20 protein-coding genes are annotated in these 20,987 nt (G+C 70.1%); 12 read left to right on the forward strand and 8 right to left on the reverse strand.

The window, feature by feature from the left end; all coding sequences use genetic code 11:
- Positions 1-11 precede the first annotated feature (11 nt).
- The 3 genes from ASF45_RS32650 (at position 12) to adk (ending at position 1,723) form a co-directional block, all read left to right on the forward strand.
- Positions 12-194 (forward strand): Trm112 family protein, encoded by a 183-nt coding sequence (locus ASF45_RS32650; protein WP_056673586.1) that lies wholly within the window; start codon positions 12-14, stop codon positions 192-194.
- Positions 191-943 (forward strand): 3-deoxy-manno-octulosonate cytidylyltransferase, encoded by a 753-nt coding sequence (gene kdsB / locus ASF45_RS32655; protein WP_056673588.1) that lies wholly within the window; start codon positions 191-193, stop codon positions 941-943. Before ASF45_RS32650 ends, kdsB begins: the two co-directional genes overlap by 4 nt.
- Before the next feature lie 123 nt (positions 944-1,066).
- Positions 1,067-1,723: an adenylate kinase gene (adk, locus tag ASF45_RS32660; protein WP_056673590.1), complete on the forward strand. Its 657-nt coding sequence runs from the start codon at positions 1,067-1,069 to the stop codon at positions 1,721-1,723.
- A 1-nt stretch (position 1,724) separates the two neighbouring features.
- Here the strand turns inward: adk and ASF45_RS32665 are convergent, their stop codons facing one another.
- Positions 1,725-2,690 carry an asparaginase gene (locus tag ASF45_RS32665; protein WP_056673593.1) on the reverse strand — a complete coding sequence of 322 codons (966 nt, stop codon included), beginning with the start codon at positions 2,688-2,690 and terminating at the stop codon, positions 1,725-1,727.
- A 103-nt stretch (positions 2,691-2,793) separates the two neighbouring features.
- On the opposite strand from ASF45_RS32665, the gene lexA reads away from it, so the two are divergent.
- The 3 genes from lexA to ASF45_RS32680 all read left to right on the forward strand — a co-directional run bounded on the left by lexA (position 2,794) and on the right by ASF45_RS32680 (position 4,987).
- Positions 2,794-3,483: a transcriptional repressor LexA gene (gene lexA / locus ASF45_RS32670; protein ID WP_056673597.1), complete on the forward strand. Its 690-nt coding sequence runs from the start codon at positions 2,794-2,796 to the stop codon at positions 3,481-3,483.
- 123 nt (positions 3,484-3,606) lie between these two features.
- Positions 3,607-3,894, forward strand: coding sequence for a hypothetical protein (locus ASF45_RS32675; protein WP_156473271.1), 288 nt, complete (start codon positions 3,607-3,609; stop codon positions 3,892-3,894).
- Positions 3,895-3,979: 85 nt separating this feature from the next.
- The gene (locus ASF45_RS32680) at positions 3,980-4,987 is read left to right on the forward strand and encodes a D-2-hydroxyacid dehydrogenase family protein (protein ID WP_056673603.1); all 1,008 of its coding nucleotides are present in this window, start codon (positions 3,980-3,982) and stop codon (positions 4,985-4,987) included.
- A gap of 31 nt (positions 4,988-5,018) precedes the next feature.
- Here the strand turns inward: ASF45_RS32680 and ASF45_RS36995 are convergent, their stop codons facing one another.
- Positions 5,019-7,217 (reverse strand): hypothetical protein, encoded by a 2,199-nt coding sequence (locus tag ASF45_RS36995; RefSeq protein ID WP_156473272.1) that lies wholly within the window; start codon positions 7,215-7,217, stop codon positions 5,019-5,021.
- A 62-nt stretch (positions 7,218-7,279) separates the two neighbouring features.
- Between ASF45_RS36995 and ASF45_RS32690 the strand changes: the two genes are divergently transcribed.
- Genes ASF45_RS32690 through ASF45_RS32715 form a run of 6 tightly spaced genes read left to right on the forward strand, consistent with a single transcriptional unit; the run spans position 7,280 to position 13,479 of the window.
- Entirely contained in the window at positions 7,280-8,800 is a 1,521-nt protein-coding gene (locus ASF45_RS32690) for a 3-hydroxyacyl-CoA dehydrogenase (RefSeq protein ID WP_056673610.1), read from the forward strand.
- 13 nt (positions 8,801-8,813) lie between these two features.
- Positions 8,814-9,596 (forward strand): oxepin-CoA hydrolase, alternative type, encoded by a 783-nt coding sequence (locus ASF45_RS32695; protein ID WP_056673613.1) that lies wholly within the window; start codon positions 8,814-8,816, stop codon positions 9,594-9,596.
- A 45-nt stretch (positions 9,597-9,641) separates the two neighbouring features.
- Complete coding sequence (locus ASF45_RS32700) at positions 9,642-10,361, forward strand: Crp/Fnr family transcriptional regulator (RefSeq protein ID WP_056673616.1); 720 nt, start codon at positions 9,642-9,644, stop codon at positions 10,359-10,361.
- Positions 10,362-10,392: 31 nt separating this feature from the next.
- Positions 10,393-11,478 carry a phosphotransferase gene (locus ASF45_RS32705; protein WP_056673617.1) on the forward strand — a complete coding sequence of 362 codons (1,086 nt, stop codon included), beginning with the start codon at positions 10,393-10,395 and terminating at the stop codon, positions 11,476-11,478.
- Between the two features lie 23 nt (positions 11,479-11,501).
- Positions 11,502-12,773: an acyl-CoA dehydrogenase family protein gene (locus ASF45_RS32710; protein WP_056673620.1), complete on the forward strand. Its 1,272-nt coding sequence runs from the start codon at positions 11,502-11,504 to the stop codon at positions 12,771-12,773.
- Between the two features lie 13 nt (positions 12,774-12,786).
- Positions 12,787-13,479, forward strand: coding sequence for a glutathione S-transferase family protein (locus ASF45_RS32715; RefSeq protein ID WP_056673623.1), 693 nt, complete (start codon positions 12,787-12,789; stop codon positions 13,477-13,479).
- A 27-nt stretch (positions 13,480-13,506) separates the two neighbouring features.
- Here ASF45_RS32715 and ASF45_RS32720 read toward each other — a convergent pair whose 3' ends face one another.
- The 6 genes from ASF45_RS32720 to thiC all read right to left on the reverse strand — a co-directional run bounded on the left by ASF45_RS32720 (position 13,507) and on the right by thiC (position 20,948).
- Positions 13,507-15,123, reverse strand: a complete 1,617-nt coding sequence (locus ASF45_RS32720) for a methyl-accepting chemotaxis protein (protein WP_063887836.1) — start codon at positions 15,121-15,123, stop codon at positions 13,507-13,509.
- 302 nt (positions 15,124-15,425) lie between these two features.
- A complete protein-coding gene (locus tag ASF45_RS32725) occupies positions 15,426-17,018 on the reverse strand; it encodes a bifunctional hydroxymethylpyrimidine kinase/phosphomethylpyrimidine kinase (RefSeq protein ID WP_056673628.1) in 1,593 nt (530 codons plus the stop codon).
- Positions 17,015-17,839: a thiazole synthase gene (locus ASF45_RS32730; RefSeq protein ID WP_056673630.1), complete on the reverse strand. Its 825-nt coding sequence runs from the start codon at positions 17,837-17,839 to the stop codon at positions 17,015-17,017. Before ASF45_RS32730 ends, ASF45_RS32725 begins: the two co-directional genes overlap by 4 nt.
- A gap of 3 nt (positions 17,840-17,842) precedes the next feature.
- Complete coding sequence (thiS, locus tag ASF45_RS32735; protein WP_056673634.1) at positions 17,843-18,058, reverse strand: sulfur carrier protein ThiS; 216 nt, start codon at positions 18,056-18,058, stop codon at positions 17,843-17,845.
- Positions 18,055-19,098: an FAD-dependent oxidoreductase gene (locus tag ASF45_RS32740; protein WP_056673638.1), complete on the reverse strand. Its 1,044-nt coding sequence runs from the start codon at positions 19,096-19,098 to the stop codon at positions 18,055-18,057. The genes thiS and ASF45_RS32740 overlap by 4 nt, the downstream gene beginning before the upstream one ends.
- Complete coding sequence (thiC, locus tag ASF45_RS32745; RefSeq protein WP_056673641.1) at positions 19,098-20,948, reverse strand: phosphomethylpyrimidine synthase ThiC; 1,851 nt, start codon at positions 20,946-20,948, stop codon at positions 19,098-19,100. The genes ASF45_RS32740 and thiC overlap by 1 nt, the downstream gene beginning before the upstream one ends.
- Between the last annotated feature and the right edge of the window lie 39 nt (positions 20,949-20,987).

Raw genomic sequence — 20,987 nt, forward strand, 5'->3', positions numbered from 1 at the left:
TCTTCGATCCCATGGACAGCAAGCTACTGGAACTGCTCGTCTGCCCCGTCACCAAGGGCCCGCTGCAGTACGAACGCGAACGCCAGGAACTGGTGTCGCGCAGTGCGCGGCTGGCCTACCCCGTGCGCGACGGCATTCCCATCCTGCTGGAGAACGAAGCCCGCACGCTGAGCGACGAGGAACTGGGGCTGTGACCCGTTTTACGGTGCTGATCCCGGCGCGCCTGGCCTCCACGCGCCTGCCGAACAAGCCGCTCGCGGCGCTGGGCGACGCGCCCATGGTGGTGCGTGTGGCGCAGCGCGCGATGCGCTCGCAGGCCGCCCGCACCGTGGTCGCCTGTGACAGCGACAAGATCATGCAGGCCTGCGCCGCCCACGGCGTGGAAGCCATCTTGACGCGCGACGACCACGCTTCCGGCAGCGACCGCCTGGCCGAGGCCTGCGCGCTGCTGGGCCTGGACGGCGACGATTTGGTCGTCAACGTGCAGGGCGACGAACCGCTGATCGCACCGCCGCTGATCGACGCCGTTGCCGCGCTGCTGGACCAGCATCCCGAGGCCAGCATGAGCACGGCCGGTCACGCCATCGACAGCGTGGAAGACCTGCGCAATCCCAACGTGGTCAAGGTCGTGTGCGATGCGCGCGGCCGGGCTCTGTACTTCAGCCGCGCCCCGATCCCGTGGTGGCGCGACGGTTTCGCCGAAGGCATCAACTCCCTGCCCCAGCCGGCGCCGCTGCGCCACGTGGGCATCTACGGCTACCGCGCCGGCTTCCTGCGCAGCTTCCCGATGCTGGCCCAGGCACCGATCGAGCAGACCGAGGCGCTCGAACAGCTGCGTGCCATGTGGCACGGCCACCAGATCGCCGTGCACGTCACCGAGCACGCGCCCGGCCCGGGCGTGGACACGGCACAAGACCTGGAACGGGTTCGCCAGCTGTTTTGACGAACTGTTGCGCCGGGGACTGACGGCCCCGAGGTGCATGCTATCCTTTGACGGAGAAGCACTGCGACAGCCTGCGCGCTGTCAGCGCTGCCGTCAACATCTACAAGCAATCCGAGGACATCCATGAGACTGATTCTGTTGGGCGCGCCAGGCGCAGGCAAAGGCACGCAAGCCACGTTCATCTGCAAGCAGTTCGGGATTCCCCAGATTTCCACAGGCGACATGCTGCGCGCCGCCGTCAAGGCCGGCACGCCACTGGGCCTGCAGGCCAAGTCGGTCATGGATTCGGGCGCGTTGGTCAGCGACGACATCATCATCGGTCTGGTCAAGGAGCGCATCGCCCAGCCCGACTGCGCCAAGGGCTTCCTGTTCGACGGCTTCCCGCGCACCATCCCCCAGGCCGACGCCATGAAGGCGGCCGGCGTCAAGCTGGACTTCGTGCTCGAGATCGACGTGCCCTTCGACGCCATCATCGAACGCATGAGCGGCCGCCGCTCGCACCCGGCATCGGGCCGCGTCTACCACGTGCGCTTCAACCCGCCCAAGGTCGAAGGCCGGGACGACGTGACGGGCGAGGCGCTGGTGCAGCGCGAGGACGACAGCGAGGCCACCGTGACCAAGCGCCTGGACGTCTACAGCGCGCAGACGCGCCCGCTGATCGACTACTACACCCAGTGGTCCAAGGACGACCCGGCCCACGCGCCCAAGTACCGCAAGATCGACGGCACCGGCAGCGTGGACGAGATCACCGCGCGCGCACTCGCCGCCCTGGCCGCCTGAGTCAGGCGCCCAGCAGGTCCAGCTGCAGCTGGATCCGCGCCTTGACCGGCGACAGCGCCCCGGCTCCGGGCAGCGCGTCGCCCTCTCCTCCCATCACCCGCCCCTGCTCGCAGCGGCTGGCGCGCAGAACGCGTACGCCGGTTGCCTGCGCGCGCAGCAAAGCCGCTTCCAATGCCTTGTGCACGCTGCCATTGCCGGTCGCGGCGACCACGATGCCGCGCGCGCCGTCGCGCACCAGCGCATCGACGCCGGCGCCGCTCGCGCCCGCGTGGCTGAACACGATTTCCACCCGCGGCCAGGCCTGCGGCACTGCCGGCAGCCGTGCCAGCAGTCCGGCCGTGGGCACGGTCTGCGGCCAGTCCCGCAACCGGCGCAAGGCACCCGCCTCCACATAGCCCAGCGGGCCGGCGTCCCCCGAGCCGAAGGCGTCCAGCCGATAGCCGTGCACCTTGCGCACGTCGAACGCCGCATGCACCACGCCGGCACAGACGGCCACCACGCCGTGCGCACCCGGCTGCGCCGCCACGGCGAGCGCGTCGCGCAGGTTCTGCGGCCCGTCCGGCATGGCCGCGTTGGCAGGCCGCATCGCGCAGGCCAGCACCACCGGCTTCGCCGGCGCCAGCACCGCCTGCAGGAAGTAGGCCGTTTCCTCCAGCGTGTCGGTGCCGTGCGTGATCACGATGCCCTGCACATCGTCGCGCGCGAGTGCCTCGGCGCAGCGCTGCGCCAGCTGCAGCCACACCGCGGCATCCATGTCCTTGCTGTCGATCTGCGCCACCTGCTCGACCTGCAGCACACAGCCGGGTGGCGCATCGAAGCCCGCCAACAGCTGCGCGACGCCGACCTGGGCCGCCTGGTAGCCCAGCGTGTCGCCCGCACGCGGCGCCAGGCCCGCGATGGTTCCGCCCGAGCCCAGGACGAGCAGCGTGCGCGGGGATGCCCCTGGAAATACGTCTGGTGCTTGCATGCTTGTAGAAACTGATTGAAAATACAGGTACTGGAAATTTACACAGACCACTGTGTCGCTCCAGCCTACAGGGTAGCTGTACCACGTCGCACAAGGAACTGCCATGCCAGACGCCTCTTCTGCATTTCCGGCCAAGCTCACGGCACGCCAGCAACAGATCCTGGAACTGATCCAGGCCGCCATCGCGAACACTGGCGCCCCGCCCACGCGTGCAGAGATTGCTGCCGAACTGGGCTTCAAATCCGCCAACGCCGCAGAAGAACACCTGCAGGCCCTGGCGCGCAAGGGCGTCATCGAACTCGTGAGCGGCACCTCGCGCGGCATCCGCCTGCGCAGCGACATGCTGCGCTCGGTCAACGAACGCCGCAGCAAGCAGTTCACGCTGCCCTTGCAGGAATTGGCGCAACTGGCCCTGCCGCTGATCGGCCGCGTGGCAGCGGGCTCGCCCATCCTCGCGCAGGAGCACGTGGACCAGACCTACTATGTGGAAAGCAGCCTGTTCCAGCACAAGCCCGACTACCTGCTGCGTGTGCGTGGCATGTCCATGCGCGACGCCGGCATCATGGATGGCGACCTGCTCGCCGTGCGCGCCACCAAGGATGCCAAGAACGGACAGATCGTCGTGGCCCGGCTGGGCGACGACGTCACCGTCAAGCGCTACAAGCGCACCGCCGAGAGCATCGAATTGCACCCCGAAAACCCTGACTACCCCACCATCTTCGTGGAGCCCGGCGATCCCTTCGAGATCGAAGGCCTCGCCGTGGGGCTGATCCGCAACACCATGCTGATGTAGGCCGCAAGCCTGTTCGCACAGTGCCAGGTGGCGGGCGTCCGCCGCGCAGCGCGCGGCAACCCTGGTGCTGTGCCTTTCATCCAATCCTGCCCCAATCCGCCCGATGGACGGAAGGAGTTTGACATGGGAATCGCAATGCTGACTGCCGTGCGCGTGGCCCGGTTGCCGCAGTGGTTTGAGGAGTTCGGTCCGCGGCTGGCGGGCCGCCTGCAGCAGCGGCTGCGCCGCCGGTCCTTGCAGGCGGTGCCTGCCGTGGCCCGCCCCACCCCGGCCCTGCGCGTGTTGCGCGTGCTGGAGCCGCACCAACCCCGCACGGCGGCAGGCCGCATGGTCATCTCCGGCCGCATGGCCGATGTGTGCGCCGAACTGGACCGCTTGGCCGCAGTGGAATCGGCGTCCGCCCGGCACTGACAGCGCGGCATAAGGGCAGCGCCCAGCACGGGCGCCATACCCGCTGGCGCCCTGGCGCCTTGGGTGCGCGAGGCACAATGGCCGCATGAACATTGTGATCCTCGACGACTACCAGGATGCGGTGCGCAAGCTCGAATGCGCAGTCAAGCTCGAACCCTATGCGGCCAAGGTCTACACCAACACCGTCAAGGGCCTGGGACAGTTGTCGGTCCGACTGCGCGACGCGGACATCCTCGTGCTGATCCGCGAGCGCACCCACCTGAACCGGGCGCTGATCGAGAAACTTCCGCGCCTCAAGCTGATCGCGCAGACCGGGCGCGTCGGCCCGCACATCGATGTCGCCGCCTGCACCGAACGCGGCGTGGCCGTGGCCGAAGGCGTGGGCTCGCCCGTGGCACCCGCCGAACTGACCTGGGCCTTGATCATGGCGGCCACGCGCCGCCTGCCGCAGTACATCGGCAACCTCAAGCACGGGGCCTGGCAGCAGTCGGGCATGAAGACCGCCTCCATGCCGCCCAACTTCGGGTTGGGCACGGTGCTGCGCGAGCGCACCATGGGCATCTTCGGCTACGGCCGCATCGGCCAGATCGTCAGCACCTATGCGCGCGCCTTCGGCATGCGCGTGCTGGTCTGGGGGCGGGCCGGCTCCTGCGAGCGCGCACTGGCCGACGGCCACCAGATCGCGGCCAGCCAGGAGGAGCTGTTCGCCAACAGCGACGTGCTGTCGCTGCACCTGCGCCTCAACGAGGAGACGCGCGGCATCGTCAAGCTCGACGACCTGGCGCGCATGAAGCCGACCTCGCTGCTGGTCAACACCTCGCGTGCCGAACTCATCGAGCCCGATGCACTGCTGGCCGGCCTGAACCGCGGCCGCCCCGGCATGGCCGCCGTCGATGTGTTCGAAAGCGAGCCCATCCTGCAGGGGCATGCGCTGCTGCGTTTGGAGAACTGCATCTGCACACCGCACATCGGCTATGTGGAACTGCAGAGCTACGAGATGTACTTCAACGCAGCGTTCGACAACGTGCTGAACTACATCCGCGGCACGCCCACCAACATCGTCAACCCGGGCTCGCTGCAGGTACGCCGCTGAAGGTCTGGGGGGGGCGGCAGCCCCCGGCACCTCAGCGCGTGGACTTGGGCGCGATGCGCGCCTCGGTGTTCGGATCGAACAGGTCGAAGTCGATCAGGCCGCTGTCGATCTCGGGCTTGTCGGACCTGGCCGGCGTGCCGGCGGCCGGCGCCATCGGGGTGGGCGCCGATGCCGGTGCCTCGGCGAACGCGTCATCGTCCAGCAGGGGCAGGTCGATGTCGACCAGCGACAACTCCGGAAGCGCCGCGACTTCGCCCGTGCTCGTCGACAGGTCGATGTCCAGCTCCAGCCCGGTGCCGTCGTGCACCGTTGGCAGCGGAGCCTGCCCGGAATCCGGCACGAGATCCAGCATCGAATCCGTGGCGGCGCTGGCCATGAGCGGCGCACCGGTCTGCAGCCCAGTTCCCAGTCCACGCTGCCCCCCCACCGCCGGTGCGGGCGGAGCGATCACCCCGAAGCCGGAAGGCGAGCGCGTGCCGCCAGCGGGCACGAACACGTCCTGCGCCACGCCATACAGCATCAGCAGATCCCGGTAGGCGGCCAGGTCGAGCGGACGACCGGTGTCGTCCGGATGGCGCAGCAGGTTGGCCTCGATCGTGTCCAGCACGCGCACGTGGCCCCAGGCTGTCTCGATGCTGAGCAGCGTCGCCGGATAGTCCTCCAGCCCCAGGCCTTCGTCGGCAAAGGCGGCGAAGTTGGGCACATGGGCGTTGAAGCGCCGCTCGAAGCGTGCACGCAGGGCGTTGAAGTCGTCCTTGCGGCCCTGCTGGTGGTAGATGCCGAACAGTTCCAGGAAGGCCAGCGGACTCATGTCCTGGTGCTCCTCCAGGTGCTGCTGCAGCACTTCGATGGCTTGCTCGTACTGGCCCAACGAGACGAAGAAATCGGCATGTTGCTGCACGTCGACGAATTCGTCCGGACGCACGGGCCGCGATGCGTCCACCGGCTGCACCCGGTCGTGCGCAAAGACCGCCGCTGCCACGGCACCCGTGTCCACCGTCGACGGCCGCCCGACGCCGAGCGCAGAGGCTGGCTCGCTGTCCAGGAATTCATCGGCCAGCGATGGCCGGGACACGACGGGTGGCCGCGTCACGGGCGGCGGGACAGCGGCGGGCACCGGCACGCCTGCGGTGGCGCGCGGGGCGGCCTCACCGCTCCAATGCGCCGCAGCCAGCGCGGCCTGGCGGGCGCGTTGCCAGAAGTACGCCGCCAGGCCGACCATGAAGGCCAGCAATGCCAGCAGCCCGTAGACGAACAGGATGTCGATGCGGCCACTCTCGGCCTCGTCGAGCCGCCGCTCCGCACGCTCCAGCCGGGCACGGAGCTCGCGCTCGGCCGCGCTCGGCTCGGCCGCCTGCTTGCGCTGCACGGCCTGTTGCGCCTCCAGCGCTTCGAGGCGCTGCTTGTCGCGCACGATCTCTTCCGGCGTGGTGCGCAGTGCGCGCCAGATGGCGGCTACGGCCTCACGCTGCGCGGCGTCGTCGATGAGTTGCGAGCTCAGCGCCGGACTGGGCTGCATGCCGGCCACGGGCGTGGCCGGTGCATCCAGCGTCAGGCGCGGCACGCCCGTGGCTGGCGCCGAAGCCACTGTCTGGGCCTTGGCGGGGGCTGGCCGCGGCGCGGGGGTGGATTTCGGCGCGGAGGCCTGGGCCGGTGCACGCGCAGGTGCGGGCGGTCGGGCCGGGCGCTGCGCCGGGCGCGGCGCTGGCGCGGCCGCTGTACGGGGTGCAGGCGCGGGTGCCGGCCGCACCGATTCGGCCGGGGGCAGTGGCGTGGCCGCAACAGGAGGCGGCGCAGGAGCCACCGCGGGAACCGGGCTCGCCAGATCCACCGGCCCGGCGGCCGTCTTCAGCTCCGCCGGAAATTCAGGCAGAAAGTCATAGCGCCGTACGCCGCCCTGGCCGCACAACGCATGCAGCACCAGGCCCACGACAGGCTCGTCGATGACGGCGTTGGAACGGATACGCAGCACGGCTTCCTGGGAGCCGGCGGCCGGCGCCTGCACCACGAGGCGCACCCGAGACGACTCCACCAGCGTGTCGCCGTGGAACACCTCGATGCGAAAACACTGCGCCGTGGCATCTTCAGGCTGGTCGACTCGCACCTCCACCGCCAGGCTCAGCGGCTGGCCGAGAACCACGTTGCCGCGTGCCCGCCCAAGACTCAATGCCGAACTGCCGACCGCCACCCCCAGCAGCCCCAGCCCCACCAGCTTGTGTTGTAGTTTCACAGTGAGTGCTTATGCGTCTTTCGCGCACCTTACCACGCAGGTCGGCGCGTCATAATTGCTCGATGGATACAGCATATCGCGTTGTCGGCGTGGTCGGCGCCGGCGCAATGGGCCGCGGAATCGGTCAAATTGCAGCACAAGCAGGTAGTACCGTCAAACTCTTCGACGTGGCCCCCGGCGCTGCCGCCAAGGCCAGGGATGCGGTGTATGCACAGTGGGCCAAGCTGCACGAAAAAGGCAGATTGGACACACAAACACTCCAGTCGCAGCGCGCGGCGCTGGTCGAAGCGGCGACGCTGGCCGACCTCGCCGACTGCGACCTGGTCATCGAGGCGGTCGTGGAGCGGTTGGACGTCAAGCAAGGCCTGTTTGCGGAACTCGAAACAATCGTCCGTCCGGACGCGGTGCTGGCCAGCAACACCTCTTCGCTGTCGATCACCGCCATCGCCTCGGCGCTCCAGCACCCCGGGCGCTTCGCCGGCTACCACTTCTTCAACCCTGTGCCGCTCATGAAAGTGGTCGAGGTCATCGCCGGCCTCAAGACCGATGCCGCCGTCTGCCAGGGCCTGACCCGGTACGCGCGCGCCATGGGGCACACGCCCGTCCAGGCGGCCGACACGCCTGGCTTCATCGTCAACCACGCCGGGCGCGGCTACGGCACGGAAGCGCTGCGCATCGTTGGCGAATCGGTGGCCGATTTCGCCACCATCGACCGCATCCTCAAGGACCAGGCCGGCTTCAAGCTGGGGCCGTTCGAGCTCATGGATCTGACCGGACTGGACGTGTCGCACCCGGTCATGGAATCGATCTACCGCCAGTACTACGAGGAGCCGCGCTACCGCCCCAGCGCGCTGGCCGCCCAGCGCGTGGCCGGTGGCGTGGTCGGCCGCAAGGCCGGGGAAGGCTTCTACCGCTATGTCGACGGCACCGCACAGGTGCCGGCCGAGCCCCCTGTGCCACAGGTCGACCAGATCCCGCCGGTCTGGGTGTCGCCGCGCGCCGCGCGCCGCGCCGAACTGTTCCAGCTGCTCAAAGACCTGGGCGCCCGCATCGAAACCGGCCAGTCACCCTCGATGGAAGCGCTGACCCTGGTGGCGCCGCTCGGCTTCGACATCACCACCGTCGCCGTGGTCGAGCGGCTGGACCCCGCGCGCACCATCGGCATCGACATGCTGTTCGACGATGCCGCGACCAAGCGTCGCGTGCTTGCGACAAACCCGGCCACGCGCGTCGACATGCGCGACGCCGCGCACGCGTTGTTTGCGCGCGACGGAAAGGCCGTCAGCGTGATCCGCGACAGCGGTGGATTCGTCACCCAGCGCGTGGTGGCCACCATCGTGAACATCGCGGCCGACATCTGCCAACAGTCCATCTGCAGCCCGCGCGACCTCGAACTGGCCGTCACGCTGGGCCTGGGCTACCCGGCCGGCCCGCTGGCCCTGGGCGACCGTTGCGGCCCGACCAACGTGCTGGAGGTGCTGTTCAACCTGCAGACCGTCTACGGCGACCCACGCTACCGTCCCAGCCCCTGGCTGCGCCGCCGCGGTGCCATCGGCCTGTCCCTGCTGCACGAAGAAACCTGAATCCGCCCGCCCCATGCCCGCCGCCCTGCTCAGCACCCGCCATGGCGCGACCATGGTGCTCACCCTGTCGTACCCGGAGCGCCACAACGCGCTGGGGCCGGATCTCTGGGCCGCCGGCGTCGAGGCCTTGAACGTGGCCGAGTCCAACGCCGAGGTGGCCAGCGTCGTCATCACCGGCGCTGGCGCCCTGTTCAGTGTGGGCCACGACCTGGAGCAGTTGCAGGCCAGCCGGCGCGAGAGCGCCGCGCACCAGGTTGCGCTGACCGAGGGCCTGCACAGCTGGATCGAGGCCATCCGCGCCTTTCCCAAGCCCGTGGTCGCCGCGGTCGAGGGTGCGGCCGCCGATGCCGGCTTCGCGCTCGCGCTGGCCTGCGACTTCATCGTCGCCGCACGCAATGCGCAGTTCGCGCTGGCCGCCAGCGCACTGGGCCTGTCGCCCGACGCGGGCGCCAGCTGGAGCCTGGCGCGCGCGCTGCCGCGCCAGCTGGCTGGCGAACTGCTGATGCTGGGCACGCGCATGAACGCCGAGCGGCTGCATGCGCTGGGCGTGGTCAACCGCATCTGCGGCCCGGGCACGGCGCTCAGCGAAGCCCTGGCGCTGGCCGTGCAGATCAATGCGCGCGTGCCGCATGCGGTCGCCAGCGGCAAGGAGCTGCTGGCCCTGGCCGCCGGCGCCACGCTGCCCGAACAACTGGCGCACGAACGCGACCGCTTCGTCACCAACCTGCACCACGCAGGCACCGGGACGGCCATCGCCGCGTTCCGCGAACAGCGCGGCACCCTACCGCTCGTTTGATCCGCGCCCCCGGCCGCCCGGCCACAGTCACCCAAAAGACAGACCATGGACGAACCCATTCTTAACATCGCCGAGCGCGAAGCGATCAACGCCGGGCGCTGGTTCTCATCCCTCTCCCCTTCGCTGCGGCACGACATTCTTCGATGCGCCTACGTTCGACGCTACAAGAACGGCGAACTGATCGCCGCCCGCGGCGACATCGCGGAAGAGTGGATCGCCTGCGCCAAGGGCGCGGCCCGCGTGAGCTCCACCTCGATCACGGGCAAGCAGATCACGCTGACCTACGTGGAGCCCGGCATCTGGTTCGGCGATGTGGCCTTCTTCGACAGCGACCGCCGCACCCACGACGTCTACGCACATGGCGCGACCACCATCGTCTGCGTGGCGCGGGCCGACTTCAAGAAGATCCTGGCCGCGCACAGCGAGCTCTACGAAGCGCTGATGTGGCTGCAGTCGCGCCGCATCCGGCTGCTGTTCGGCCTGGTGGAAGACCTCAACACCCTGCCCCTGCGCGCACGCCTGGCCAAGCAGTTGCTGCATCTGGTGCGCAGCTACGGCGTGCCCAGTCTGGAAGACGGCAACGAGGTCCGCATCAGCCTGCAGCTGGCGCAGGAAGAGCTGGCCCAATTGCTGGGGGCCTCGCGCCAGCGCGTGAACCAGGAACTCAAGACCATGGAGCGCGAGGAAGCCATCCGCATCGAAGCGACCGGCCTCATCGTGCGCGACCGCGACGCGCTGATGCGCATCGTCGAGACCGACCGCTGAACCACAACACCGACACAGGGAGACAACCCGCATGAGCGAATTCGACCATTTCGAAGGCACCAAGGAAGTCAGCGGCCAGCACGCCTTCGATGTCCAGCGCTTGACCGACTGGCTGGCCGCGCAGTTGCCCGGCTTCGCCGGCCCGCTGGAGGTCGCGCTGTTCAAGGGCGGCCAGTCCAACCCCACCTACAAGCTCACCACGCCCACGCAGCGCTACGTGATGCGCTCCAAGCCCGGCCCGGTGGCCAAGCTGCTGCCCTCCGCCCACGCCATCGAGCGCGAGTTCGCGGTGATGGGCGGCCTGGCCGGCACCGACGTGCCCGTGCCGGCCATGCTGTGCCTGTGCGAGGACGAATCGGTGATCGGCCGCGCCTTCTACATCATGGAGTTCAAGGAAGGCCGCGTGCTGTGGGATCAGGGCCTGCCCGGCATGGACCCTGCCGGCCGCGCCGCCATCTACGACGAGATGAACCGCGTGATCGCCGCGCTGCACAGCGTGGACTTCGCCACGCGCGGCCTGGCCAACTACGGCAAGCCCGGCAACTACTTCGAGCGCCAGATCGGCCGCTGGAGCAAGCAGTACGTCGCCTCCATCACCCAGCCCATCCCCGAGATGGACCAGCTGATCGACTGGCTGCCGCGCAACATGCCCGCCAGCGCGCGCGACGAGCGCTTCACGAGCATCGTGCACGGCGACTACCGGCTGGACAACACCATGTTCCACGCCAGCGAGCCGCGCATCATCGCGGTGCTGGACTGGGAGCTCTCCACGCTGGGCCACCCGCTGGCGGACTTCAGCTACCACTGCATGTCCTGGCACATCAGCCCAGGCCAGTTCCGCGGCATCGCGGGGCTGGACCTCAAGGCCCTGGGCATTCCCGCCGAGGCCGACTACATTGCGCGCTACTGCGAACGCACCGGCTTCGCCACGCCGCAAGACCTGCAGCGCGACTGGAACTTCTACCTGGCCTACAACATGTTCCGCCTGGCCGCGATCCTGCAGGGCATCGCCAAGCGCGCCGAAGCCGGCACGGCCTCCAGCGACCGCGCCGCCACCTCGGGCGCCGGCGCGCGGCCGCTGGCCCAACTGGCCTGGAAGTTCGCGCAGCAGGCCTGAGCGTCCACGCAAGGAGACACGCCATGGATTTCGACTACTCCCCCAAGACCGAAGCCCTGCGCCAGCGCGTGCTGCGCTTCATGGACGAGCACATCTACCCGGCCGAAGCCGCCTACCACGCCGAACTGCAGGCCAACACCGCAGCCGGCAGGCGCTGGACACCGCTGCAGATCATCGAAGACCTCAAGGCCAAGGCCCGCGCGCAGGACCTGTGGAACCTGTTCCTGCCCGAAGACACGGCCGAGTTGTCCGGCTTCAAGGGCGCCGGCCTGACCAACGAGGAGTACGCGCCGCTGGCCGAGATCATGGGCCGCGTGCCCTTCGCCTCCGAGGTCTTCAACTGCTCGGCGCCCGACACCGGCAACATGGAGACGATTGCGCGCTACGGCAGCGACGAGCACCGTGCGCGCTGGCTCCAGCCCCTGCTCGAAGGCCAGATCCGTTCGGCCTTCGCGATGACCGAGCCCGACGTGGCCTCCAGCGACGCGACCAACATCGCCACCCGCATCGAGCGCGACGGCGACGACTACGTGATCAACGGCCGCAAGTGGTGGATCTCGGGCGCGGGCGACCCGCGCTGCGCGGTCTACATCACCATGGGCAAGAGCGACCCCGACGCGGCCCGCCACCAGCAGCAGAGCATGGTCCTGGTGCCGGCCGACACGCCCGGCATCAAGGTCCTGCGCCCGCTCAACGTGATGGGCTACGACGACGCGCCGCACGGCCACATGGAGATGGTGTTCGAGAACGTTCGCGTGCCGGCCTCCAACATGCTGCTGGGCCAGGGCCGCGGCTTCGAGATCGCCCAGGGGCGCCTGGGCCCGGGCCGCATCCACCACTGCATGCGCCTGATCGGCCTGGCCGAACGCGCACTGGAGCTCATGTGCAGGCGCGCCGCCTCGCGCGTGGCCTTCGGCAAGACCGTGGCACAACAGACCGTCACGCAGGAGCGCATCGCCGAGGCGCGCTGCAAGATCGACATGGCGCGGCTGCTCACGCTCAAGACCGCCTGGCTCATGGACAAGGCCGGCAACAAGGTCGCCAAGAACGAGATCGCGATGATCAAGGTCGTGGCCCCCAGCATGGCCTGCCAGGTCATCGACTGGGCCATGCAGGTGCATGGCGGCGGCGGCATGTGCGACGACTTCCCGCTGGCCTTCGCCTACACCCATGCGCGCACGCTGCGCTTTGCCGACGGCCCGGACGAGGTGCACCGCAACGCCATCGCCAAGATGGAGCTGGGCAGGTACTCGGACCGGCCGCAGCAGCACGACATGCCCGTGACCCGCTTCTGAGAGGGCTGAGCGCATGATCACCGTCCACAGCTGGGCCACGCCGAACGGCCACAAGGTCCACATCATGCTCGAGGAGTGCGGCCTGCCCTACGAGGTGGTGCCGGTGGACATCGGTGCGGGCGAACAGTTCCGGCCTGAATTCCTGCGCGTCAGCCCGAACAACAAGATCCCGGCCATCGTGGACGACGAAGGGCCGGACGGCCAGCCGGTCACGCTGTTCGAGTCCGGTGCCATCTTGCTGTACCTGGCCGGCAAGACCGGCATGCTGCTGCCCGAGGGCGACCGCGCGCGCTATGCCGTGCTGCAGTGGCTGATGTTCCAGATGGGCGGCGTCGGCCCCATGCTCGGCCAGAACCACCACTTCCGGCTCTATGCGCCCGAGAAGCTCGCCTATCCGATCCAGCGCTACACCGACGAAGCGCGCCGCCTGTACGGCGTGATGGACCGCCAACTGGCCGACAGCGCCCACATCGCCGGGCCCGAGTACAGCATCGCCGACATCGCCATCTTCCCCTGGCTGCGCAACTGGCAGAACCAGGGCATCGATTGGGCCGACTATCCGAACCTGAAGACCTGGTTCGACCGCATCGCCGCGCGCCCGGCCGTGCAGCGCGGCGTGGCCGTGCTGGCCGACCGGCGCAAGCCCATCACGGACGAGAAGGCGCGCGAGAACCTGTTCGGCGCCACGCAGTACCAGCGGCGCTGAAGCCGCCGGTGCGGCGCCGCCGCGCGCTCAAGCCGCGCCCAGCAGGGCCGGCTGACCCGTGTACCCGAGGGAAGGCTCCACGTTGGCCCCGTGCGCCCCACCGGCGCGCACCTTGAACACTGCCATGGCCTGCACCAACTGCTCGGCCTGGCTGCGCAGGCTGTCGGCCGCCGCGGCCGATTCCTCCACCAGCGCGGCGTTCTGCTGCGTGGCCTGGTCCATCTGCGTGACCGCCTCGCCCACCTGCGAGACGCCTGCGCTTTGCTCGCTGCTGGCCGCGCTGATCTCGCCCACCAGGTCGCTCACACGTTGGATGGCGCCGACCACCTCCTGCATGGTGCTGCCGGCCTCGCCGACCAGCACCGTGCCCTGCTGCACACGCTCCACGCTGGTGCCGATCAGGGCCTTGATCTCGCGCGCCGCTTCGGCCGAACGGCCGGCCAGGCTGCGCACCTCGGTCGCCACCACGGCGAAGCCGCGGCCCTGGTCGCCCGCGCGCGCGGCCTCCACGGCCGCATTGAGCGCCAGGATGTTGGTCTGGAAGGCGATGGAATCGATCGTGCCGATGATGCTGGCGATCTTGCCCGAGCTCTCGTCGATGCCCTTCATGGTGTCGATCACGCGCGCCACCACCTCGCCGCCACGGCCGGCCACGCTGGAGGCGTTCTCGGCCAGGCTCTTGGCCTGACGCGCGTTGTCGGCGTTCTGCCGCACGGTGGAGCTGAGCTGCTCCATCGACGCGGCCGTCTCCTCGAGCGCCGAAGCCTGCTGCTCGGTGCGGGCGGACAGGTCGTTGTTGCCGTGTGCGATCTCGGCACTGGCCGTGGCCACGCCATCGGCATTGCGGCGCACGCCGGCCACCACGCTGGCCAGCTGCTGCTGCATGTCGCGCAGCGCAGCGGCCAAGGCGGCCGCCTCGTCTTGGCCTTCGACCTGCACGGGTTGCGTGAGGTCGCCATCGGCGATGCGGCGTGCCACCGCGCCGGCCTCGGCCAGCGGCTGCGTGATCGAACGCGAGATGGCCCAGGCGAACAGCGCGCCCAGCAGCACGGCAGCAATGCCGCTGACGATCAGCATGGTCTGCCCCTGCGCCGCAGCGCTTTCGGCACTGCGCAGCGAGTCCCCGTACAGCTCCTGCTGCCGCTTCTCCAGCGTCAGGATGCTGTCGCTGTAAGCCGTGGCCAGCGGGCGCAGCGTGCGCTCGAGTTCGGCCGACACGTCCTCGCCAGCCTGGCGGCGCTTGAGCAGGGCCGCGCGCGGCGTGCGGTAGGCCTCGCGGCGTGCGTCGATGTCCTGCAGCATGCGCTTGCCCACGTCGGTGTTCACCAATGCGTGCAGCCGCTCGCGCGAGGCCACCGTGATCTGCGAGGTCTTGTCCATGTCGGCCTGCCAGCGCGGGATGCGGCTGGTGTCCGAATCCAGCAGTGCGGCCTCGGTGCGCACCCAGTTCAGGTCGATGGTCTGGCGCCAGCGGATCGCGACCTCCTGGCGCTCCTTGTCCACCGTGCCCAGCCGCTGGGTCGCCGCGTCGGACTGCTCCAGCCGCCAGACCCCCATGGCCGCGCTGGCGGCCACGATCAACAGGATCACGCCGAACGCCAGCCCCAGCCTGGCGCCAATGCGCAGCTTGCGCAGGCCGCTCATGGTCGGCACTCCGGGCACGCGGTGCGGCGCGCGGGGGAAGAAGCAAGTTCGTGCATGGAATCCCTGCAGGTTGGAAGATGGTTCGGCGTGGCAACGCAAGACTGCGCACACGCTGTCCATGTCCGGTGCCTCCTGCGGGATGCAACCCAGTCGCCCGATCCCGCGCATCCGCGCTGAAAGGGGTCCCTGTGGCTCTGCGTGCGCACGCTCCTTGCGCTGCAGTCGAAAAGTCTAACAGTGCAACAAATATGAAGCAAATAAAGCGATCAATTTGTTGAATCAGAGAAACAGTTTGACGATGCTCAAGCCCTCAAGGTCGGCTGTGGCCAGGGCACGGTGCTGCCTGCCGGTGGCGTGGCGGGCCAGTGGCCGGCCAGCGCGGCGCGCATGGCCGGCACTGTGACGGCCGGGTCCTCGCCGAGCATGCGCACGACGCAGACGCCGTCGGCCCCGGCCCCGGCCGCCGCGCTGATCTGCACAGGCGCGAGGACGCCGCCGATGGCCACCACCGGCGTGCCGGCCATCGCGCACCACCAGGCCAGGTTGCCCAGGCCCTGGGGCTGCCAGGGCATGGCCTTGGTCAGCGTGGGCCAGACCGGGCCGCAGGCGATGTAGGCTGGCGCCAGGCTGCGTGCCCGGGCCAGCTCCCACAGGCTGTGGGAACTGACGCCCAAGGCCAGGCCGCTGGCACGCAGCGCGGCGCGCTGGTCCGGCTCCAGCGCCAGCAGATCTTCCTGGCCCAGGTGCACGCCGTGCGCGCCATGCCGCGAAGCCAGCTGCCAGTGGTCGTTGACGAACAGGCGTGCGCCCACCGACCGGCAGGCCGCCGCGGCCTCGGCCACCTGGGCGTGGAGCGCATCCCACCAGGCGGGCGTGGCGGCCTCGGGCTGCTTGATGCGCAACTGCACACTGCGCACGCCGCTGGCCAGCACCGCCTGCACGCGGGCCGCGCTGTCGACGATGGCGTACAGGCCCAATGGCGCCGCGCGGACGGCCGCTGGCGGCGCCCAGGCCGGCTCCGCGCCCCAGCCCATGGTGGGCAGCAGGCCCGGATCGGCATGGAAACCAGCCTGCGCCAGCACCTGGCCGGGGCCACGCCCGGCCGCATGGCCGTGGCGCAGCGCGTGCGTGGCCGCCATCTTGGCCAGCACCACGGCATCGGCCGCAACGAAGCCATGCGCCAGCGCCGCCGCGGCGCTGCTGGCGAACGTGCAGCCCGTGGCATGGGTGTTGCCCGTGCCGATGCGCGGCAGCGCGAGCCAGCCGCTGGCCTGCGGGCTGTCCAGCCAGTCCAGCGCCAGGCCGGCTTCCTCCGGTGCGGCGTCGTCGGGCACGTGCCCGGCATCGGCCGGATCGCCGCCCGTGATGCAGACGGATTGCACGCCCAGCGCACGCAGGGCGGCGGCGGCTGCAGGCACCTCGTCGCGGCGCAGGCTGGGCCGCCCCAGCAGCCGCGCGGCCTCGCGCCGGTTCGGCGTGATCAGCGTCGCGCGCGGCAGCAGGTGCGCACGGTAGGCGGCCACCGCTCTGTCGTCGGCGAAGTTGGCACCGCTGCTCGCGCCCAGCACGGGGTCGACCACGAGAGGCAGCCCGGGAGCCGCCTCGCGCAGGCGGTCGGCCCAGACGGCCACACTGCGCATCTGGGCGGCGTCCGCGAGCAGCCCGGTCTTGAGCGCCGCCGGCGGCATGTCGGCCTCCAGCGCGGCCAGTTGCGCGTCCAGCAGCTGCGGGCTGACCGCCTCCACGCGCGTCACGGCCTGCGAGTTCTGCGCCGTGACGGCGGCCACCACGCCGCAGTAGTGCGTGTCGGGCCAGGCATCCAGCGCACGCTGGTCGGCGGCGAGGCCAGCGCCGCCGCTGCTGTCGGTGCCGGCGATGCTCCAGACGCGCTTCATGCTGCGCCTCCGAGCAGCAGCGGCGCGCCGCCCACCGGCGTGCTGGGCACGGCGAAGTCCTGGCGCGCCATCACGCCGGCCTGCCAGGCCCCCCTGCCCGCCTGCACGGCCGCGCGAAAAGCACAGGCCATGCGCACCGGGTCGCGCGCCTGCGCCACGGCCGAGTTCAGCAGCACGGCGTCGAAACCCAGTTCCAGCGCCTGCGCCGCTTGCGAAGGCGCGCCGATGCCCGCATCGACGATCAGCGTGGCGTCCGGCAAGCGCTCGCGCAGCGTGCGCAGCGCGAACGGATTCAACAGGCCCTGGCCCGAACCGATCGGCGCCCCCCAGGGCATGAGCACGGGGCAGCCCACGTCGAGCAGGCGGCGACACAGCACCAGGTCGTCCGTGCAGTAGGGCCAGACCACGAAGCCATCGCGCACGAGCTGCTGCGCGGCCTGCAGCAGCTCGAAGGGGTCGGGCTGCAGCGTGTGTTCGTCGCCCACCACCTCGAGCTTGAGCCAGGGCGTGTCGTAGAGCTCGCGTGCCATCTGCGCCAGTTGCACAGCCTCGCGTGCCGTGCGGCAGCCCGCTGTGTTCGGCAGCAGCCGCGCGCCCTGTTCCTGCACGGCCGCGCGCACGATGGCGACGAAACCGTTGTCGCCGCCGGCCGCGAGTGCGCGCTTGAGGCCCACGGTGACGACCTCGGCGCCCGCGGCCGCGATGGCCTCGCCCAAGACGTGGGGCGAGGGGTAACCGGCCGTGCCGAGCAGGAAGCGGCTCGTGAGAGAAGTGCCGGCAACCTGCCAGCGGTCATCGTTCGGTGCTCCAGCGTCAGGCATGGCTCATCCTCCGGTGATGGGTTGGAACAGCACGACGGCATCGCCAGCATGCAGCGCGACGTCGTGGCGGTGGCCGCGGGCGACGAAGACGCCGTTGACGGCCGTGCCCACGGCCTCGGGCCGGTGGCCGAGCGCGTCGACCAGCGCGGCCAGCGTGCTGCCCGCGGCCAGCGCATGCGGCTGGCCGTCCAGCACGATGGAGACGGTGTTCGTCGTCATCCGGCCGCCCCTTGGCGCAGCAGCGCCAGCGCATCGTCGACAAGCGCTGGCGCCATGAGCCAGCCGTGGCGGAACAGGCCATTGATGCGCAGCAGCCCTTCTTCGTGCTCGGTGCGCGGCAGGTGGTCCGGCAGCGCCGGCCGCAGGTGCCGGTCCAGCCGCAGGATTCTTGCCTCGGCCAGCATGGGCAGCACGCTGTGCGCCGCGCTCATGAGCTCCACGGCGCTTTTGAGCGAGGCCGGCGAGCGGTCCTCGCTCTCGATCTCGGTCGCGCCCAGGAACAGCAGATCGTCGGGACGCGGCACAAGGTAGACACGGTGGCGCGGGTGCACAAGGCGCAGGGGCCGCGTGAGGCCGTGGCCGGGCGCGTGCAGCCAGACCGTCTCGCCGCGCACGCCGCGGAGCGGCAGGCTCGGCGCGGCGCCGAGCCCGCGCACGTCGATGACGCAGTCGAAGTCGGCATGGCCGCCATCGGCAAACTGCAGCCGCCCCGGCAGCGCCTGCGCCACAGGTCGCTGCCAATGCCAGACGACGCCCTCGGCCGCCGCATGCAGCGCGGCCAGGGTCGCCAGCGGATCGATCTGCGCCTCGCTCGGCAGCAGCCAGGCATGGGCCGGTGGCGGCAGCGCGGGCTCCAGCCGCACGAGCGCGGCCGCGTCCAGCGCTTCGGGTGCGGCATGCGTCTCCTCGGCCAGCCGCGCCAGCACGCGCTGCGCGCTGGCCAGGTCGCTGCGGTGCGCCACGAGCAGGCTGCCGCGCTCCGCGAAGAATGGCCGCGGCGCGGGCAGCGCCGCGACGATGCCGCGCCACAGCGCAATCGATCGCCAGCCCAGCGCGGCCACGCGCGCGTCCGCATGGTCGCGCTCGGCCAGCGGACAGAGCATGCCGGCCGCGCTGAACGCGGCCGGGCCCTGCGCGTCGAAGGCCGGCGCAGGGCCGGCCGCGGCGTCGAACACCTGCACCTGCGCACCCGCGCGCGCCAGCCGCCAGGCCAGCAGCCGGCCCAACAGGCCCGCGCCGGCAATGCCGAAGCGCTTCATCAACTGCGCTCGACCGGGATGTAGAACGCGCCACCGCCGGCCTTGAACTCGGCCGACTTCTGGGCCATGCCGCTGGACGCGTAGTCGCGCACCTCCTGCGTGATCTTCATCGAGCAGAACTTGGGGCCGCACATGGAGCAGAAATGCGCGACCTTGCTGGCGTCCTTGGGCAGGGTCTCGTCGTGGAATTCGCGCGCGGTGTCGGGGTCCAGGCCCAGGTTGAACTGGTCGGTCCAGCGGAACTCGAAGCGCGCCTTGCTGAGCGCGTCGTCGCGCGCACGCGCACCGGGATGGCCCTTGGCCACGTCGGCCGCGTGCGCGGCGATCTTGTAGGCAATGATCCCCTGCTTGACGTCCTCGCGGTCGGGCAGGCCCAGATGCTCCTTGGGCGTCACGTAGCACAGCATGGCCGTGCCCATCCAGCCGATCATGGCCGCGCCGATGGCGCTGGCGATGTGGTCGTAGCCCGGCGCGATGTCGATGGTCAACGGGCCCAGCGTGTAGAACGGCGCCTCGTGGCAGTGCTTGAGCTGCTCGTCCATGTTGGCCTGCACCAGGTGCATGGGCACATGGCCCGGGCCTTCGATCATGGTCTGCACGTCGTGCTTCCAGGCAAGCGTCGTGAGCTCGCCCAGCGTGCGCAGCTCGGCGAACTGGGCCTCGTCGTTGGCGTCGGCCGCGCAGCCGGGGCGCAGGCCGTCGCCGAGCGAGAAGCTCACGTCGTAGGCCTTCATGATCTCGCAGATCTCTTCGAAGTGCGTGTAGAGGAAGCTCTCCTGGTGGTGGGCGATGCACCACTTGGCCATGATGGAGCCACCGCGCGAGACGATGCCCGTCATGCGGTCCGCCGTGAGGTGGATGAAGGGCAGGCGCAGGCCGGCGTGGATGGTGAAGTAGTCCACGCCCTGCTCGGCCTGCTCGATCAGCGTGTCGCGGAAGATGGCCCAGGTGAGGTCTTCGGCCACGCCGCCGACCTTCTCCAGCGCCTGGTAGATCGGCACCGTGCCGATCGGCACCGGGCTGTTGCGCACGATCCAGTCGCGCGTGGTGTGGATGTTGCGGCCCGTGCTGAGGTCCATCACGTTGTCGGCGCCCCAGCGGATCGCCCAGACCAGCTTGTCGACCTCCTCCTCGATGCTGGAGGTGACGGCCGAGTTGCCGATGTTGGCGTTGATCTTGACCAGGAAGTTGCGCCCGATGGCCATGGGCTCGACCTCGGGGTGGTTGATGTTGGCCGGGATGATGGCGCGGCCGCGTGCAACCTCGTCGCGCACGAACTCCGGCGTGATCGGACCCTTGGGCAGCGCCGCGCCGAGCGGGTTGCCGGCCAGGCGGCGCTCGCGGCCCGCATCGCGCTGGTATTCGGCCATCCATTCGCGCCGGCCGTTCTCGCGCAGCGCCACGTACTCCATCTCGGGCGTGACGATGCCGCGGCGTGCGTAGTGCATCTGGGTGACGTTGCCACCAGACTTGGCGCGGCGCGGCTGGCGCTGCAGGGCCGCGGCCTCCGCCCGCAGCTGGGCCAGCCGCGTATCGTCCTTGCCGCCATCGTCCAGGGCCTGGCGGATGCGGCCCTCGTAGACCTCGGTGTCGGCGCGGCTGGCCAGCCAGGGCGCGCGCAGGGCCGGCAGGCCGCTGCGCACGTCGATGGCCGCCGCCGGGTCGGTGTAGGGGCCCGAGGTGTCGTACAGGTGGATGCACTCGCCGTTGGTCAGCAGCACTTCGCGCAGCGGCACCTGGAGATCGGGGCGCGAACTTTCGAGGTAGACCTTGCGCGAACCGGGAAACGGTTCGCGTGTGAGCGCAAGCCGCTCGGCAAGGGGAACGGCGTGGCGGTCGGGGGCGTTCATGCGGGCAATCTCCTTGGGTTGGATGGATTGCTCCGCATC

This window comes from Pseudorhodoferax sp. Leaf265, assembly GCF_001422365.1.
Taxonomy (GTDB): Bacteria; Pseudomonadota; Gammaproteobacteria; order Burkholderiales; family Burkholderiaceae_C; genus Pseudorhodoferax.